At 33.5% G+C, this 18,602-nt stretch carries 10 protein-coding genes and 1 pseudogene; 6 read left to right on the plus strand and 5 right to left on the minus strand.

Going from position 1 to position 18,602, the window contains the following annotated elements; translation table 11 throughout:
• Nucleotides 1-457 precede the first annotated feature (457 nt).
• On the minus strand, nt 458-805 hold the full coding sequence (locus F6K22_RS03190) for a hypothetical protein (protein WP_293093173.1): 348 nt from the start codon (nt 803-805) through the stop codon (nt 458-460).
• Nucleotides 806-1,272: 467 nt separating this feature from the next.
• Here F6K22_RS03190 and F6K22_RS03195 point away from each other — a divergent pair, with 467 nt between their 5' ends.
• Nucleotides 1,273-1,986, plus strand: coding sequence for a hypothetical protein (locus tag F6K22_RS03195; RefSeq protein WP_293093175.1), 714 nt, complete (start codon nt 1,273-1,275; stop codon nt 1,984-1,986).
• 817 nt (nt 1,987-2,803) lie between these two features.
• On the opposite strand, the gene F6K22_RS03200 is transcribed toward F6K22_RS03195, so the two are convergent.
• On the minus strand, nt 2,804-4,264 hold the full coding sequence (locus F6K22_RS03200; protein WP_293093178.1) for a tetratricopeptide repeat protein: 1,461 nt from the start codon (nt 4,262-4,264) through the stop codon (nt 2,804-2,806).
• A gap of 1,143 nt (nt 4,265-5,407) precedes the next feature.
• On the opposite strand from F6K22_RS03200, the gene F6K22_RS03205 reads away from it, so the two are divergent.
• The 5 genes from F6K22_RS03205 (at nt 5,408) to F6K22_RS03225 (ending at nt 14,885) form a co-directional block, all read left to right on the plus strand.
• Complete coding sequence (locus F6K22_RS03205; RefSeq protein WP_293093180.1) at nt 5,408-8,068, plus strand: sulfotransferase; 2,661 nt, start codon at nt 5,408-5,410, stop codon at nt 8,066-8,068.
• Nucleotides 8,069-8,188: 120 nt separating this feature from the next.
• Nucleotides 8,189-11,953: an FkbM family methyltransferase gene (locus tag F6K22_RS03210; RefSeq protein ID WP_293093183.1), complete on the plus strand. Its 3,765-nt coding sequence runs from the start codon at nt 8,189-8,191 to the stop codon at nt 11,951-11,953.
• A 125-nt stretch (nt 11,954-12,078) separates the two neighbouring features.
• Complete coding sequence (locus F6K22_RS03215; RefSeq protein WP_293093186.1) at nt 12,079-13,020, plus strand: glycosyltransferase family protein; 942 nt, start codon at nt 12,079-12,081, stop codon at nt 13,018-13,020.
• 26 nt (nt 13,021-13,046) lie between these two features.
• Entirely contained in the window at nt 13,047-13,940 is an 894-nt protein-coding gene (locus tag F6K22_RS03220) for a glycosyltransferase family protein (RefSeq protein ID WP_293093188.1), read from the plus strand.
• A gap of 30 nt (nt 13,941-13,970) precedes the next feature.
• Nucleotides 13,971-14,885: a class I SAM-dependent methyltransferase gene (locus F6K22_RS03225; protein ID WP_293093191.1), complete on the plus strand. Its 915-nt coding sequence runs from the start codon at nt 13,971-13,973 to the stop codon at nt 14,883-14,885.
• A gap of 20 nt (nt 14,886-14,905) precedes the next feature.
• On the opposite strand, the gene F6K22_RS03230 is transcribed toward F6K22_RS03225, so the two are convergent.
• The 3 genes and pseudogenes from F6K22_RS03230 to F6K22_RS03240 form a co-directional block, all read right to left on the minus strand.
• Nucleotides 14,906-15,580 carry a class I SAM-dependent methyltransferase gene (locus F6K22_RS03230; RefSeq protein WP_293093193.1) on the minus strand — a complete coding sequence of 225 codons (675 nt, stop codon included), beginning with the start codon at nt 15,578-15,580 and terminating at the stop codon, nt 14,906-14,908.
• A 12-nt stretch (nt 15,581-15,592) separates the two neighbouring features.
• Complete coding sequence (locus F6K22_RS03235; RefSeq protein WP_293093195.1) at nt 15,593-17,683, minus strand: heparinase II/III domain-containing protein; 2,091 nt, start codon at nt 17,681-17,683, stop codon at nt 15,593-15,595.
• 26 nt (nt 17,684-17,709) lie between these two features.
• A pseudogene (locus tag F6K22_RS03240) lies at nt 17,710-17,976 on the minus strand (Uma2 family endonuclease); the annotation flags it as partial.
• Nucleotides 17,977-18,602: the final 626 nt, after the last annotated feature.

Here is an 18,602-nt window from a genome sequence, read left to right on the forward strand (position 1 = left end):
TGTGTTAATTACTTAATAACTGAAGTGCGACCTAAGTATAGCAATACTTTTTGGAATTGGTATAACACCTTTTTTCAGGATATATAGCAAACGTTTTGAGATTTGGTATAACCTATGGTACTACAATAAAAAAAATGCAGCCTGAACAAGCTGCAAAGTTAAAGAAAACCGTTGTGTTTCCCTGAGGAAAATTTAATCAAGTAACTAAAAAAAATACTGAAAGTATTAGAGCAGACTGAAGTAAAATTTTTAATAGTATTAGTTAATTTAATTTATACTTTGATTTTATGTGGAAATAGATAAAATGTAAGTGATTTATGCCATAGGTCAATTGTGATTTTCATCAATGATGAAATTGATAATGTATTGGGCAATATGTGATGACAAACATTAAAGGCAGCAATGCAGATAACAGATAAGTCTTGCTACCTGCAATAACAGTATTTTTTCACAATAATTAATTTTCTGAGTTTCTAATGGATGTGTTGCTTCTGGCATCTTCTATTACATCAATTTTAGCCTTAAGTAAGGATAAATCTGTTGCCACAAATCTCTGGTTAGTAACTAGATCGTAAGCTTCCCACTCTTGGGAAAAGTCTACATCTTGCCAAATAAACCAATCTCGGTAAATTTCACCTTCGTCAATATCACCACATAAGGCTAACCAATCATCTCCATCAAAAATGTCTACTGTTGATGCTATTAAGTCAAGCCACGCAATAGTGACACAAGAATCTGTATTAGTATCAGCAACAAAAGAGGAAGATTGAGGGTTGACTTGCTCGAGGCAGAAGTTAGATGTCATTGTTAAATTCCTTGATTAACTCTATGCTTTAACTATAGGAACTTTGATATTGAAATAGTGATAGATATATGCCACTATCATAATCACAACATCTTAGACATCAGGCGAATTCCATATTTTACTGCTAATATCGGAAAGCAGGATTATCCTAAAAGTAGACACTTCAAAAATTGGCACTGATACTATTACTCAAATAGTTGTCTGTGGCAGTGCGACTCAAACGGAAATTAAATTGTAATTGGTATTATTAACTTCAGGAAGATAGCAACTCTTTCAGGATATTAAGGGAATTAGGCAGGAGTTATGGAATGAACAAAAAATCTTTATAAGCCTAATCAGATCGGAATTTGAGCAATTTTTTCCTGATTTGAGCAAAAAAAAATTTTAACTACCTAAAATCCTCTACAGTGTCTAACTCTGAGAGGATATCTTGATAATTAAGAACAATTATTTTTGAGGTGTTAAAAATGCTCAATATTAATAAGATTAAAACAAATATAGTAGCGATCGCCACAGTAGTTATAACTATTTGTAGCAGTCCCCTAGCACTTGCGGAAAACTACACCAGAGAATTTGACGAACAAGGATATCTACGTCAAAATCCTGATGTAGCAGAGTTAGTACGTCAAGGAAAATATCGCTCTGGTTACGAACATTATGTCAGATATGGGCAATATGAAAATCGTTCTGGTGCTTTTAAAACATTCAATGAACAAGAATATTTGCGACAAAACCCTGATGTAGCAGATGCTGTACGTCGTGGTGAATTTAGGTCTGGTTACGATCATTATCTCAAAAATGGTCAATATGAAAACCGTTCTGGTGCTTCTAACCCATCACAACCTCAAACTTATGATAATTATAATCAGCCTTCTTTTGGCAATAATAATTTGAGTTGTGAAGGTATAAATCGTAATTTATCCCAGGAAGCATTTTTCCGAACAGAGAATCGAATTATCCACATTTGTCGATATCAAAATAGTAATGAATTAGTTTTGTTTGAACGTCGAAATAGAAATAATTCGGGTTGGAGAAATTTTCCTGTAGAAGTTGCTTATAATGGTTTTGTTAATCCTCGTCTGGGCTATTTTATTAATGATAATGAATTTATTCGCAGACGAGGAAATCAAATGCTTTACAGAGAACAAGTTGTGAATAAATGGAGACATAATTGCCGCTAAACATATACTTTGAAGTCAGAATTTTATTGAGCGGGGGAGTAGGGGAGTAGGGGAGAATTCAATAATTAACAATTAATAATTAATAATACCAATTTCATAAAATATTGCTACAGTCATCACACAGGGAATAGGGAACAGGGAACAGGGAACAGGGGAATAAAAACATGATAAAAAAGATAAAAAAGGTTTTATATCTAGAATTCATGGAGTTTCTATTTTTTTATTGTAGGAATAAATCAAAACATCAGATGTAACTACCTTTTTTGAAAATGGTATAATTAATAATTACCTCTTCTTAAAACATTGAGGATTGGTTAAAAGGAAAATTTTTTCTTTTTTCTCCCATATAGGAGAGGCTTTAAACCCTAGTTTTTGGGTAAAGATAAGAGTAATTAAGACGCTCCTGGGGTGCTAATTATCAAAAAGGTTATTTAGTCCTGTTAATTACTTTAGGACTTACGCACCAGACCACATATATATAGTAGCTTGGTGTAAGTCCTGTACTTAATAATTGATACCAAATCCGGGTTAAACACACTCGCTTTGACCAAACCGCGAAAACCTTGTAGAAACCCTGCATGCAAGGTCTCTACAGGGTGAGATATAACAGGGATATCTATACCGGATTTCGTATGAAGTATCGCTTAAGTATAGCATTAATCCATGGTAATTGGTATAAGTCACTACTAATTTTAATCAGCTCAAATGAAATTTATAGACGAAACGGAATGCTGCGCAACATTAATGCGCAGCGAAACGAGGGCAGTAATAAAAGTTTCTATTAACAGTTTGATCGGTGGAAAAAATATCAGTTAAGTTACTTTTGTTTTGATTGTAATTTTTCCAAAGTTTGATGAGCGCCAGATAAATCAGGTTGAAGTTGAATTGCTTTTTCTAGGGAAGATATTGCTTGTTCATCTAAGCCTAAATTTGCCAAAGCTTCGCCCAAATGATAATGTACAACCCCCGAATTTGGATGAAGTTCAATAGCTTGACGATAAGCATAAACAGCCTCATCCCATCTTTCTAAACTTGCTAAACTATACCCTAATTTATGGTGCAAATCAGCAGCAGTGGGATTAAGACTTACTACTCGACGATAAGTAGAAATAGCCTCATCAATAAATCCTTGTTGTTCCATCATTTCTGCTAATTTTAGATGAGACTCAATTACAGTTTTATTCTGTTCCTGTCTTCTCGCCAATGCCTCCTGTAGATGCTGATTAAATTTTTGATTATCTGGCTTAATTTCTACAGCTTTCTGATAACAATTTATCGCCTCTTCCCACTTTTGCATTTCTGTTAATGCTTCTCCTAACTGGTCATAAACCACTGCCGAATTTGGATTTATTTTGAGAACTTCACGATATTCAACCGCAGCTTCCTCCCACTGTTTTAGTTGGGCTAAAGCATAAGCTAATTGATGATGAATTATTGCAGAATTAGGATTAAATTCAATTGCATTTTGATAGGCAGCAACCGCTTCCTCCCAACGTTGTAGTTGGGCTAAAGCTGCTCCTAAATGATGATAAACTTCTGCATTTTTGACATTTAGAGAGATAGCTTGCATACAGGCATCAATAGCTTCTTCCCAGTTTTGCAACTTGGTTAAAGCCAACCCAATGTAATAGTAAGCTTCTGCTAAATTTGGATTTAACTCTAGAGCGCGATGGTAAGAAATAATTGCTTGTTCTATTTGACCAGCATTTTCTAGAACCTTAGCTAAACCTAAATGATATTCTGATAAATAGGGATTAATTCCAATAGCTTGATTGAAACTTTCTATTGCTTCATCCCACTGTTTTTGACTTGCTAATGCTTCACCTAAATATTGATAAGTTAAAATTGCATAGGGGTCTATTTCAATAGCGCGACGATAAGTAACTATCGCCTCATCAAATAATCCTTGTTTTGCCAAAGCTAACCCTAAACTCTGATAAAATTTGGGAAACTCTGGATTAAGTTCAATAGTTTGACGTAGATAAATAACTGCCTCATCAAACCTCTCAAGTTTAATCAGAATTTCTCCTAAGTTATAGTAAGACCAGGGATAATTTGTTTGTAGTTGAATTGCTTCGTGATAGATATTTGCTGCCTCCTCTAAATTTCCCTGTAAACTGAGAGTTTCTCCTAGGTTTTGATAAGCTACTGCTGATTTAGGATTAAGTTTAATTACTTGACGGTAAGCATCAGCAGCTTCGGGTAAGTTACCTTCCCTTAATAGTTTATTCCCAGTCTGAAGATAGTTAACGCTGGTTTCTGTTGCTGTTGTTGACATTGTTGTGTAAAATTTCCTTGATTTGGTATTGATAATTCGGGGATGAGCTATCTTGCTCATTACCTGTTGATATCCTACACTATTTGGTATTCCTAAATATGCAAGAATATTGGTTGCTAAATCTCTTCTATTGTCAGAAGGTAAGAGAAAATGAAATTTATTGATCTAGTTAACATCATAGAGAAAATATGATTCTGTTTGAGGCGCTTTATCTAAGAGACTGTTTGTTAAAGGAATCTTCAATCCTGGCTTAGGGTGGGTTAAGAATTGCGCAACATGAAAAGGTGGCAATACATACAAAAGATCTAGATTTAGGATAAGGATAGAATTAATTATAGGTTGATAGTTTAAGATTCCTAATCATCTCTCTTTTTCTTGTAAAACTAAATTTAAAATTAGAAATACTACCAAAATTTCTATTACAGTACATTAATGCTTGGAAGAAAAGGAAAAATATAGACATCCAAAGTAGTGGCAGGAATAAAATTGAATTTCTTCATGGGAAAACATATCCAGATCATAATGCTGCATTATATTCTGTTAAGTAAATAGCTTGATTGTCAATCATAAGTCTTTAGGTAATCAGAATTCCTTAGTTAAGCAGTGAGATGATACAATCAAAAAGATTAAAATACGACTACAATTATTAGAGTCTTGGCTAACTAACTGTAATTCAGACAGAAATCTATAAATGGTCATTACCAAAAAAACCAAAAAATTAATATAGAAGTTAAAACTGATTGACAAATGTGCATGAATAATGGTAATAAAATAGAAAATTCATAGAACTACTAATATACATAGACACAAAGCAAACTCTTGGGATTGCTTTTCTTTCCTAGGGAATGCTCTACAGACATTATGCTTTGCTTAATTCACAATTATATTTTACATTTAATTAGACTTATCTACTTAGCTGTGGCTAAACTGTAAACTGGAAAAAAATAGTAACTATTATCTCAGAAATTTGTCAAATATTAGACTGAGTTAAGTGAGGTTATCTTGTACAGGAAGTTAGTTATTAGCTAGAAAATTAATTTCTCAGCAAGTTATATTTAAAATTAATTATTTGAACAACGGAAAAAATCAAATTAAATTATATACTAAAAACTAATATTCACTAATACATAATCCAAATCTACTATGATGCAAAAAACAGAAAAATCAACTCTGATAATTACCAGTATGCACCGTTCAGGAAGTTCCTTAACAGCTTCTATCCTCCAAAGTGCAGGTTTACATATAGGTCGAAAATTAATGGAGGGAACAGAGTACAATACTAAAGGATATTTTGAAAATTTAGACTTCTATGAATTTCATCAACAAGTATTACAATCCCAAGGTATAGATGCAGATGGCTGGACTTTACAAGAAAAAATAGATATAGAAGAAAATTTTCAAGAAAAAGCTAAAAAAATTATCGCCAAAAACTCAATAAGTGGGAATTGGGGATGGAAAGAACCTCGGACAACTTTGTTCCTAGATTTTTGGGCAGAACTGCTACCAAATGCCAAATTTATATTAATTTATCGTTCTCCTTGGGAAGTAGTTAATTCTCTTTATGCTCGACAAGATAAGATATTTCAAAGTCAACCAGAACTAGCAGTAAAATTATGGTTAAGCTACAACCAGAAAATTATTGATTTTTATAATTATGCCATTAATCGTTGCCTGTTAACAAATATTCAGACAATAATTAATAACCAAGAAGAATTTATTGAAACAATTAATCAAAAATTCAAGACAAACTTTAATAATCCGGCTGTAAATGTTTACGACCCATCATTATTTAATAATCAAGTATCAACAGAAAGTCATAGACCTACTATCATAGATTATTACTTTCCTGAAGCTACAGAAATGTATCAGGAATTAGAGGCAAGAGCATGGAAACCAGAAGATGAAATACCAGATTTTTCATGGCAAGAAAAAATTAAATCATCTCCTTATAGAATTTGGGCATTTCAAGATTGGATGAATTTATCTAGTCTAGAAAACCAAAATAAAATTCTACTAGCAGAAATAGAAAAATATAAAAATCAATACGAACAAAGTCAGTTAGAATTAACAGAAGTCAAGTCTCAGTTAATACAAACACGAGAAGAAACCCAGTGTCAACTGCAAAAAGTTGAACATATTCAAACTAAATTTGACCAAACAGAAAATGAATTAGCTACTGCTAAATCTCAGTTAAATCATACTCAAGCTGAACTAAGAGAATGCGAGTCAAAACTACAGCAGACAGAAAGTGAATTAAAAAAATCTCAAGAGACAGAAAAAGAATTCCTACAAACAAAATCTCAGCTACATGAAACTCAAGGAGAATTAGGGCAATATCAGTCACAACTGCATCAAACTCAAGAAGAATTAGAACAATCTATATATAAACTCCAGGAAATAGAATTAGTATGGCAAAAATCTCAATCTCAGCTAGAAAAAACAGAAGAATTATTGGATGAATTAAACTCCCAAGAAAAACAAAATCAAGCAGAATTAGGAAAAACAAAACATAATTTGTCCGAGACTGAAGCAGCATTAAAAGTTTCTCAGTATAAGCTACATCAAACTCAAGAATATTGGGAAGATTCCCAATCACAATTAGCAGAAAAAGAGGCAAGATTAGAAAAATATCAGCAAGATTTAAAAGATGTAGAAACGGCATTAGAAGATACCCATTCAAAACTTCAAAAAACTCAGGCAGAATTAGGAGTAACAAAACAGAATTTGTCTGAAAGCAGAGGCGAATTACTAGGTTATAAATATCAACTACACCAAACTCAGGAAGAGTGGGAAAAATCTCAGTCTCAGTTAACAGCAACTGAGGCACTTTTGCAAGAATATCAGTCACAGCTACAGGACACAAAGTCTGTCTTGGCACAATCTAATTCTCAGCTAAAACAGATCGAAGAAAAAGAACAGCAAACCCAATCTAGTTTAAAAGAAACTGAGGGAAGATTGCAGGAAAAAGAGGCAGAATTAACAGAATCTAAATCTAGATTAGAAAAGTTTGAATCTGAATTACAAAAAACTAGCCAAGAATTACAAAAAACTCAATCTCAACTCAATCAAACTCAAGCAGAATTAGGAGAATCTAATTCTCAACTCAACGAGTGGCAAAGATCAAAGTCTGAGTTGCATAAAAACAAACAAGCATTGAAGCGAGCACAACTACAAAACCAAGAACTTAAAACAGAATTAGTAGAGTCGAATTCACAACTTCAGCAGATAGAAATATTAATGCAACAATCCCACTCTCAATTACAACAAACAAAAGCTTTATTAACAGAGTTTCAAACTCAGTTACATCAAACTGATGAAGATCGGGAAAATATACAAATGCAACTACAGGAAACTCAGGCAGTATTGCAAGAAGTTCAGAGTCAATGGCGGAAAACAGAAGTATTATTGCAACAGTCTCAATCTCAACAACAAAATGCCAAGAAAGAATTAGTAGAAACTAAGTCGGAATTAGAAAAATTACAATATCAGCAAGCTATTTTGAGAAATTCAAAATCAGAAGCAGATGATCAAACAGAATATAAACTGTTAGTTTGGGAAGCATGGTATGCTTATCAAAACGAGAATTTAACTGAGATGCAAGAGCGCCTTCAGAAGTCTTTGAAATATACAGAAACTTCTCGGACAGAAATAGTAATAGATTGGTTAGATAGTTTTGCTAATTTCTCTCAGACAAAAGGTATAGAGTTTGATAGTGAAAAACTGACAAATTCTGAAGAATGGCAAAACTTGATGAAACGCGCGATGAGAATTAAACAAAAAGTTTTGGTAGGTAGTGAGAAATAAGAGGCATTTCAAAAAAACATGAGGATTTGGAACAAATGGGTATAGGATAAAGTCTAATAGGAAAATGTAATTTTATCGACTAATTTGTAATTAAGTTTGTATTAATAAGGAAGTAAATTAATGGCAGCAACAATAGAAACAGAACTAGAAGAAGTTAAGGGTAAGTGGCAACAAACTCAACAGGAGTTAGATAAAACTAAGTCCGAGTTGCATGATGTTAGAGAAGAGTTAGAGCGATCGCAATCTCAGTTAGACGAAGTATTGGGGGAGTTGGAGCAAACCCACTTTGAGTTACATCAACTCAAGGAAAAGGGGGAGCAACAGCAGTCGGAGTCAGATGGAGAAGTTAAGCAGGAGTTAGAGGAAACTAAGTCGAAGTTGCAGGAGACTGAGCAGTTGTTGGAGCAGTCGCAGTCGCAGTTAGGTGAGACGATGGGAGTGTTGGAAGAGTATCAGTCTCAAATGGAAAAGACGATGGCGACTTTGGAAGAGTCACAGGGGAAGTTGCAGGAGAAGCAGGAAGAGTTGGAGCAGGTTAAGACAGAGTTAGCACAGAAGCAGTCGGGGTCAGATGCAGAGTTGCAGAAAGAGTTGGAGGAAACTAAGTCTCAGTTACGGGAGACTGAGGAGTTGTTGGAGCAGTATCAGTCTCAGTTGGAAGAGACGATGGGAGTATTAGAGAAAGCTCAGTTGAAAGAGAAACAACAACATTCGGGGTCAGAGTCACAGTTACAGAAAGAGTTGGAGGAAACTAAAGCCCAGTTGCAGGAGGCTGAAAAGTTATCAGAGCAGTATCAGTTACAGTTAAGTGAGACCATGGAAGTGTTGGAGGAGTCTCATTCTCAACTTGGTAAAACAATGGGAGTATTGGAACAATCTCAATCACAATTGCAACAAAAACATCAAGAATTAGAAAATACAAAATCTCAGTTATTACAGACGAAAAAAGAACTAGAAAAAGTAAAAAATATTCAACCTCAACCCTACCTAGAAAAGACTAAAAATCAGACAGTACCTCTTGATTCAATACCAGCAAAAGGAGCAATTACAGGACCGGAAATTGCGATTATTAAAAAGTTTATTACTGAGGGTAATTTTATATTTGATGTTGGTGCAAGTATAGGAGAATGGACAGTCGAGGTATTACAGCATTGTTCAAATATTGAAGTACACTTATTTGAACCCACTCCACATAAATATAGTATTTTAGGAGAAAAAATATCTCAGTATTTCCCTGAGACCAAAAAAATTACTAACTGTTTAGGAGTTTCTGAAATACCAGGAGTTAAAACTTTTTTTAGTTATAAAAGGCATCATTTACTAAGTACATTTAAAAGACGAATCCAAGTAGAAAAACAAGGTTGGTTGGAACCTCCAGAAAAAATAGGAGTTTTGACGACTACTATTGATAGTTACTGCAAACAAGAAAGGATTAGAAGAATTAGCTTCCTTAAAGTGGATGTAGAAGGAGGTGAATTAGATGTTTTATTAGGAGCAAAACAAAGTTTACAGAGAGGAAAAATAGACTACATTCAATTTGAGTATGGTGGTACATATAAAGATGCTCAAATAACTCTTAAGCAAGTATTTGATTATCTGCAAAAATATCGTTACTCAATCTTTAAAGTTTTACAAGACAGACTAGAATATAAACCAGAGTTTGTTCCTAGTGATGAAAACTATCAATATAGTAATTACTTAGCAGTAAATGAACGTTTTCTGGATAATGTATTAGGTGAAAAACCGAGATTATTAGATGTACCTCAACTCTGCATTGAACACTCAATTAATCCTAAAGGTGTAATTCATGTAGGAGCACATGAAGGTCAAGAATTCAATTACTACCAAAAAATGGGAGTCAAAAATGTATTATTTATTGAAGCTAATCCTGTTGTGTGTGAACGATTACAAACTAAGGTAGCATCTTATCCAAATGTCAAAACTGTCAATTGTGCAATTAGTAATGAAAATGCGACGGTTGACCTCCATGTAACTTCTAATGAACAAAGTAGTTCAATTCTTCCTCTGAAAAAGCATCAAGAGGTTTATCCTCACATTAAAGAAACTCATCAAGTTAAGGTAGAGTCTAAAAAATTAGACACATTATTGCAAGAACTAAAACTTAATCCTTCAGAGTACAACATACTAAACATTGATATCCAAGGTGCAGAATTATTGGCTTTGCAAGGTGCAACTAATTGGTTACGATATGTTGATGCAATTAATACGGAAGTTAATTATGAAGAACTTTATGAAGGATGTGTATTAATTGATGAATTAGACGAGTTTCTAGACCAAAATGGTTTTCAAAGGGTAGCAACAAAAACTCCCCACCCATTTTGGGGAGATGCTTTTTATATCAAAAAGCCATTGGTTACCATGTCGCTCCTAAGTAAAGCTCGCTTTGGGAATCAGATATTTTTATATACTCTCTTAAAAATTCATCAAAAAGAACATGATGTACGAGTAGAAACAGCACCCTGGGTAGGTCAATATTTATTCGGTCATAACGATCCACAAATTTCTCAAACTTTGCCTGAATTTACTGATTCTGGTATGGCAATCCTTAATGCTAAAGAACCCTACAAAAATGTAGAATTTAGTGGTCCTGTTTATCAACTTCATACTAAATATTATGCTCCCTACAAAGACTTATTTCATTCCCTCTTTCAACCAGTGCCACAAGTAGAAGTCAGAATGAGGGATGCTGTAAATAAGTTACGAGAGCGTGGCAAAACTATTGTTGGCATACATTTACGACGTGGTGATTACCAAAAACTTAAAAGAAGTTATACTTTTGTTGCTCCCACTGCTTCTTACAAAAAATGGCTAGAAGGTTTGTGGGAAACTTTGGACAAACCAATATTGTTTATTGCAAGTGATGACTTAGTAGGAGTCGTAAGTGATTTTGCTGATTATAATCCAATAACAATCAAAGATTTAGGTGTTCAACTGCCAGAGGCAGATTTTTATCCAGAGTTTTATGTTTTGACCCAATGTGATGTTTTAGCTATTTCTAACAGCACTTTTTCTTTTACCGCAGCAATGCTAAATGAAAAATGCAAGTTTTTCTTCCGTCCTCACTTACAAGCTAAAAAGTTAATTCCTTTCGACCCCTGGAATAGTGAACCTTTGTATCAGCATGGCTATGGAACTTGGGAAGAACCGACTCAACAAAGCTATAGTCAATTCTCAACAGAGGTTTTAACTAAGTCTGAGAGCTCTATCCACAATTTTATCGGCCAATTTGTCAACAGAGGAGATTTAGTTTTTGATGTTGGGGCAAACCAAGGTTTGAAAACAGACTTATATTTAAGTATTGGTGCCAAAGTAATATGTTTTGAACCTCAACCACATTGCGTGGAAATTCTGAATCAAAAATATCAGAATCATCAAAATGTAGCGATTGTCAACAAAGGTTTAGCAGCAAAGTCAGGACAATTAGAGTTGTCAATATGCGATCGAGCAAATGTGTTATCAACTTTTTCTGAACAATGGAAAACAGGTCGTTTTGCTAACCAAAAATGGGAGAAAAAAGTCACGGTAGAAGTGACAACTCTAGACGAAATGATTCAAACTTGGGGTCTGCCACAGTTTTGTAAAATTGATGTAGAGGGTTTTGAGCATCAAGTATTACAAGGACTTTCACAACCTATACCTTATTTATCATTTGAATTTACTATCGAGTTTATCGATAATGCGAAAAAAAGTATTCAACACTTAGTAAGTTTGGGATACAATCTGTTCAACTTTACTCAAGAAGACCAGTCAAAGCTAACAATATCAGAATGGGTGTCTGAAAGACAGCTTTTTGATTCTATAGAGTCTAAGTCTACTCATCAAAAATCATTATGGGGAAATATTTATGCAAAATATGATAGGTAAATTAATCAAAGAATCAAGAATAAAAACACTTCGGTAAAAATTAAGTTTAGACTTTATCAAAACTTAAATAGATACTTGATGAATGATTTTTGCCAAATAAATCAAGTTTAATTAGGATGATTATTATGAAATGGTTTTTCGTACTAAATGATTTTGCACCTCGTTTTGAAGAGTATGCTCAAATGACAAAAGTGGCGGTTGAGACAGCTCAAACAAAAACGAAGCTAGAGCCATATCTGATTTACGAAGGTAAAGAGAATGAATTGACAAAATGGCTAAAAAAAAGAGGTGTAAAAATAATATTTCACAGAACTCCTCATTATGAAAAACTTAAAATTCAAAAACCAGAAAATGCCTTTAAAATAGGAGCAGGAGCTTTTCTAAAAGTAGAGATTCCCCAAGTTTTAAAAAAATATCAAATGGAAGATAAATATGTATTATTTACAGACTGTGATGTTATGTTTACAGGGGATGTAGTCGAGTATTGTAAACAGATAAAGTGTGAGTATTTTGCTGCTGCACCTGAAAACGATCCTAATAATTGGAGTTATGTAAATACAGGTGTAATGTGTATTAATGTTCCTAATATGTTAAAAGTTTATGATGAATTCAATGAATTTATTGATAAAAATATAAGTCAATTTTATAGTCAAGCATTCGATCAAGGAGCAATTAATCAGTTCTTTAAAGGAAAATGGGATAGGTTAGATGTAGCTATGAACTGGAAAGCTTATTGGCCGTCTAATCCTGATGCCAAAATAATTCATTTTCACGGCCCTAAACCTTGTCAAGCTGATTTTATCAAAGGGAAAGTAGGAGTAAAACAACAGATTTTGGCATTAGCTAATAAAAATTTTTGGGAGTACACGGCTAAATGGCAAGAAGTATATACAAAATTAACTTTTAATCAAGAAGAAGAACAACCACCTATGAGATTGTCTCGATTACAAAATATTCAAGCCGAAATGGATGACTATAAGTCTAAGTTAAAACAAATTAAGACAAAATTAAAGCAGTTATCAATACCTGGAGTTCAACAAAGCTACATTAGTTTGTATGATAGCTGAAAAATTTTCAAAAGGGGTTAATAATAATGAAATGGTTTTTTGCAATTAACGATTTTTCTAATAGTTTGGAGACTTATTTTCAGTTAATAAAAGTAGCTGTATACACTGCTAAAAATAATACTTCATTAGAGCCATTTTGTATCTATGATGGTACAGAAAATGAACTGACAAAATGGCTGAGAAGAAATAACGTTAATATTATTTTTCAGAGAACTCCTCATTATGAAAAATTGAAAAATACTCTACCTAGATGGTTTTCGACTGCTGCAGGGGCATTTTTAAGAGTTGAAATTCCTAAAATTATAGAGAAAAATTGCTTTGGCGATGAGTATGTATTATACACAGATTGTGATGTGATGTTTCTTGATAATGTCGAAGATTATTTAAGGAATTTAACCTGTAAATACTTTGCCATCGGACCACAAGACAATCCTAATGACTGGAAAGAGTGGGTAAATACAGGTGTCATGTATATGAATGTAATAAATTTGTTGAAAGTACATGAAGAATTTAACATATACATAGACAAAAATTTAAGCAAATTAGTAACGCAAAGTTATGACCAAGGAGCATATAAACAGTTTTTCAGAGGTCAATGGGATAGGTTAGATTTAACGATGAATTGGAAATCTTATTGGAAACCAAACCCAGAGACTAAAATTCTTCACTTTCATGGTCCGAAACCTGTGGAAACTCAGCTTCAGCAAATAGAAAATAATCAGTTACCACCCGACCATACTTATTATAAAATGGGATTAATTAATAATAATTTTTGGCATCATACAAAATTATGGCAAGATGTATACCAAATAGTGAAAAATCAAAAAATTGACTTAGTAACTGCTGTGAAAAAAAACTTGGCTCGATACCAAAATCGTTTACAGGAAATTAAAGTAGATTTAAAACGATGGCAATCTTAGTTTAATTAATATCAATGGAAAATTACAAAAATGAACAACAAAGATAAAGTAGCATCTCATTGGTCTGGGGTGACTAAAAATAGTCAGAAAAGTCAAAACCTGCGATTGAGATGGTGGCAAAGTCCGCATATAATTAAGCACATAAATAAGAAAATTACAGGTTTGCCACTAGATGGGTTTTCTCAAGGTATTACTCACAGAGCTAAGGAAATGGCAGGCGATCGCTTTCCTTTTTCTCGTGGTATATCTGTAGGGTGTGGCAACGGACAAAAAGAAATTACTTTAGTTTGTCAAGGTTTAGTTTCTTCATTTCAACTTTACGAGGTTTCTCAAGTTAGAATTGAGCAAGGTAGGAGATTAGCAACTAGGTTTGGTGTGGAAAATAAAGTAACTTTTATTGAAGGTGATGCTTTAGAAATTATTAGAGAAAAAGAATGTTTTGATTTTGTTCACTGGAATAATTCTCTCCACCATATGTTAGATGTAGAAGCAGCTATTAAATGGAGTTATGAAGTTCTCCAAAAAGGGGGAATGTTTTATATGGATGACTATGTAGGTCCTAATAGAATGCAATGGTCAGATAAAATGTTAGAAGTTGCTTCTCAAGTCAGAAGTATTTTGCCAGAAAAATATTTAGCTAATCCCAAGAATCCCAGTCAGTTACTATCAAAAACTATGACTAGAAATAGTGTGGAACGTATGATTCAAATTGACCCTTCAGAAGCAGCAGACTCGGAGAGAATTATTGACTCTATAAAAAAATATTTTCCTCAAGCTGAAATAACCTTCACTGGTGGGGTAGTTTATCATTTAGCTTTGTCTGATATTCTTCATAATTTTGATGAATTGAGAGATAAACATCTCTTAGACTTTCTCATGCTTATAGATGATTTATGTTCAGAACTGGGTGAGACTCATTATGCTACAGCTTTAGCAATTAAATAGAAAAATTTCTATTGAATTAATTAATGACCAGACCTAACATAACTTACATAAGATTTATCTAGTAATTTTTGATAAGATAAAACACTAGATTCCAAACGACCATCACCTCGCGTACCTTCTACAATCCAAACATTAGGATATCCATTATCAACCCGATATTTACCATGGCGTTCAATACTTTTTAAACTTGAATGTTCGCTTTTTCCATATTCACAAAATATGACTTTTTGCCATCCTAAATTATCAAGTAAAGATTGTAAAAAATCTTTTGAATAAAGAAACTGATGACCCCATCCATGAAAAGCACGATTCATAGAAAATGTAGAATCAATACGTTTTTGTGGATTAGTTTCTGACAAATTAAAATGAGTAGAAAGTACCCACTCTAGAGCAGGAGTAGAAAGTCGAATTACTCCACCAGGTTTAAGACTTTTCCAAACATTATTCAGGAAAGCGATCGCTCCTTCGAGACTTAAATGTTCGAGAAAATGTTCCCCATATACATATTCCAAATCATTAAAAGGCCAAGGTTTAGTTACATCCATCACTTGGTCAATGCCAGGAAAAGCTCGAATATCGACATTCCACCAATCAACCATGATATTATGAGGACCACAACCTACTTGAACTTTTTTAATGCCATTAGGAAGATTGGGATTTAAACGTGAGGATTGATTTTTGTCTGTTGGTAACATTAGGATTAACTACTATATTTTTGTCTGGAAAGTACGTTGAAAGTTAAACAATTTGTTGTTTAAAGTATTTGGGTAGATTTTCTGTAATTGAAACTCTAAATTATCGTTCCACTCCTTTGATAAAATATCTATCATAATTTTGTCATTGGCAAAACTGGCATTAGTTGTAACATTCATTTTTTCTAAGTCTGCTTCAGATATAAATAATGCTAAAAATTGAGGATTTACTGATTTTAGACTAAATCTCAATAGATGATGAATGGCAAAGGGTTGCTGTCTTTTTGAATCAAATTTATCTTGGGAAACTTCTACAGTTTCATCATTCATAAATATTAAAATAAATGATGCAGAATTAGACTCATTGACTAACCTAAAACGAAACTTATTTCTGGCGATTGTTTCTACCTTAAAATTCTCAGGAATATGTAATAGATATTCATACAAATGAGTTGTTTCATTTTTCTGGATATCATCAAATGTCACCACATAAGGAAAAGGTTTTTTGGCAAAGCATAAATGTCTAATCGCAAAGTTAACAGGGTTATAATTTTGTAAATTATATGATGGAGTTGCATCTCCTGCTATATAGTCAAATATTTCTGAAGATTCCTGCTCAATAATTTTACCTGATACACCATTTCCTCCTCCTGAAAATCTCTCTCCTTTACCATCAATTAAAACAAGATTATGTCCTAGAGAAGATGAAGCAGAATTTTCTTTAGTGTCATTAGCAGCACCAGAATCAATAACTAGAGGTTCACCTTGAAATGTTAAAGTGAAAGAATTATTATCTGACTGGTCGTGAATACCAATAATATATTCCCCACAATTAAAAGTTACAACTGTTGCTTCAGATGACCAAGCATCTCTGATATTTAAGTAACCAAGATCGGAACAAAAAAGGCGAGTCGGTAAACTAGATTTATTTAGTTCCAAAGGTGGAATTGATGACTGGGGAAAAAATAGATAGGCATCAAATAAAGAAGAAAAATTTAAACCTGGTTCCCTTCCATAACTTGCTAATCCTTTATTCCCTACTAATAACTCCCAGACATAAGTAACAAGACTAGGATTTCTCTGACCGCAAATTGTTAAATATCCCCACAAAGCTGGATGAGGATTCCAATAAGAATCATTCCAATTATTCAGATATTTTCCCCTAGGAAATAATTCATAAAAATACCATTCAACTAAACGATCTAATTTATCGCTATACTTGTCATCTAAAAATTCTCCATTGACTTTAATATTATTTTTTCGACATATCCGTAACAGTAATCCTAATATTTTAGAAACAAATCCACAATACCAAAGACCTTCCCTAGTCATACCTTGGTCGGTGATACCATCAATAAAAAAGTCTTCTACTCTACCCATAGCTACATCTAACCATTTTTGTGCCTCCGAAACATTATTCCGCAGACTAATAGCAGCGATCGCTAAACCGGAAAAAGCCATAACTGTATGATTCCAAGCATTCCGTCCCCGTTCTTTTCTACCCCAAGGTTTAGTTAGTGATTCCTGCCAAAGTTTTCTGGCAATTTTTTCTATAAATTCTACAATTAATTTATGTTCTTCAGCACTGAATAATTCTGGGGAAAAGTCTCGAAATAAAATAATAGCAGTTACCACAAAAGCTGTATGAATTTCTTCAGCAAATACATTAGGATATTTCAGGTGATTAAGACTTATTTTTTTGACAATATTTTTAGCTAAATTAGCTGCTTCTAGATCGTCTGCTAATTTATAACCTAGCCATAATTCTAACAGGACATTATGAACAACAAATATACTTCCTGAAGCTGGTGTTTTTAAAATAGATTCAGCTCCTAGCTTTTTAGCATATTCACAGTTGGCTTTAATTTGTTCATAAATTTTGTTGAAGGGATAAATACTGACTCGTTTTTTTAAGTCAACTATTTCTGCTTCCCTAAGGAGGAGAAATACTGAGTCTCTTTTTATTTTGCTATTTTCTTGTGTAGTCGTAGTCTCAGAATGTGATTCTTCCATCTCTAACTTAATCTGTTTTAGCCGAGACTGGTATTGTTCTATATTTAACTTAATTTGTTTTAAGCGGGAAGGTTGCTTTTTGGGAATTGACATTACTATATTTCCTCTTGATATTATCTTTATAATCCCATATCCAAAACAAAACCAGGCAACACATCTTCCCGTGACAAACTTCTAGGATAGTCTAATATTTCTACTTTTTTTCTTTGGCGATAAATTTCCACACGACGATTTTTCTGATCAATTAGCCAACCTAATTTTTCTCCCCCATTCATATATTCCTCCATCTTTTTTTGAACATCTTTTAAACTGTCGGATGGTGACATTAATTCTAATACAAAATCTGGGGCTATAGGAGGAAATTTTTCTCTCTGTTGGGGAGTTAGTTGATTTCATCTTTCTGATACAGATAAGACAATATTTGTGTGCTATTGCAAGTATGACCCTGTAGAGCCAAAATTGAGTTTAATAATGGAACCCTTTTGGTTTCTTTTACATTGATTTTCCTTTCTACAACATTCGCGTTATAGCTGCCGCACTTGTTCCGCCTTTTATGTCGCCGAGCGAAACGCGTTTGCGTAGCATGACAAACGGAAAGCGGAACGGAGTTCTATCCCTCAGAAACTATACTATCTTTAGTTGAATAAAAAGTCATGTATATGGGCGATATACCCCAGCTAACTTTTATCATATCAGAATTTTTGTGAGGATGCAACGGAAAATCCTTTGACGCGCGATTTTTTTTTCAGGAGCTTCAGAGAATGAAAATGTTTGTGATTTTCCACTTGGAGCTTCACAAGATGACAATATTTCTGTATTGCTCCTTTCAACAATTAATAATTAATAATTAATAATTAATAATTACCTCTCCTTGAAAACGGAATTGATTGACTAATTATGAAAAATTTTTTCTTCTCTCTTGGGAGATTGGAGGCAAGCGTTTGCGCTTCGCAAAGCTTCGAAGTTCGCGTAGCGTCCCGGAGGGAACGGAGACCTCGCCATCCCATCCTAA

The organism is Okeania sp. SIO2F4 (assembly GCF_010672385.1).
Lineage (GTDB): Bacteria > Cyanobacteriota > Cyanobacteriia > Cyanobacteriales > Microcoleaceae > Trichodesmium.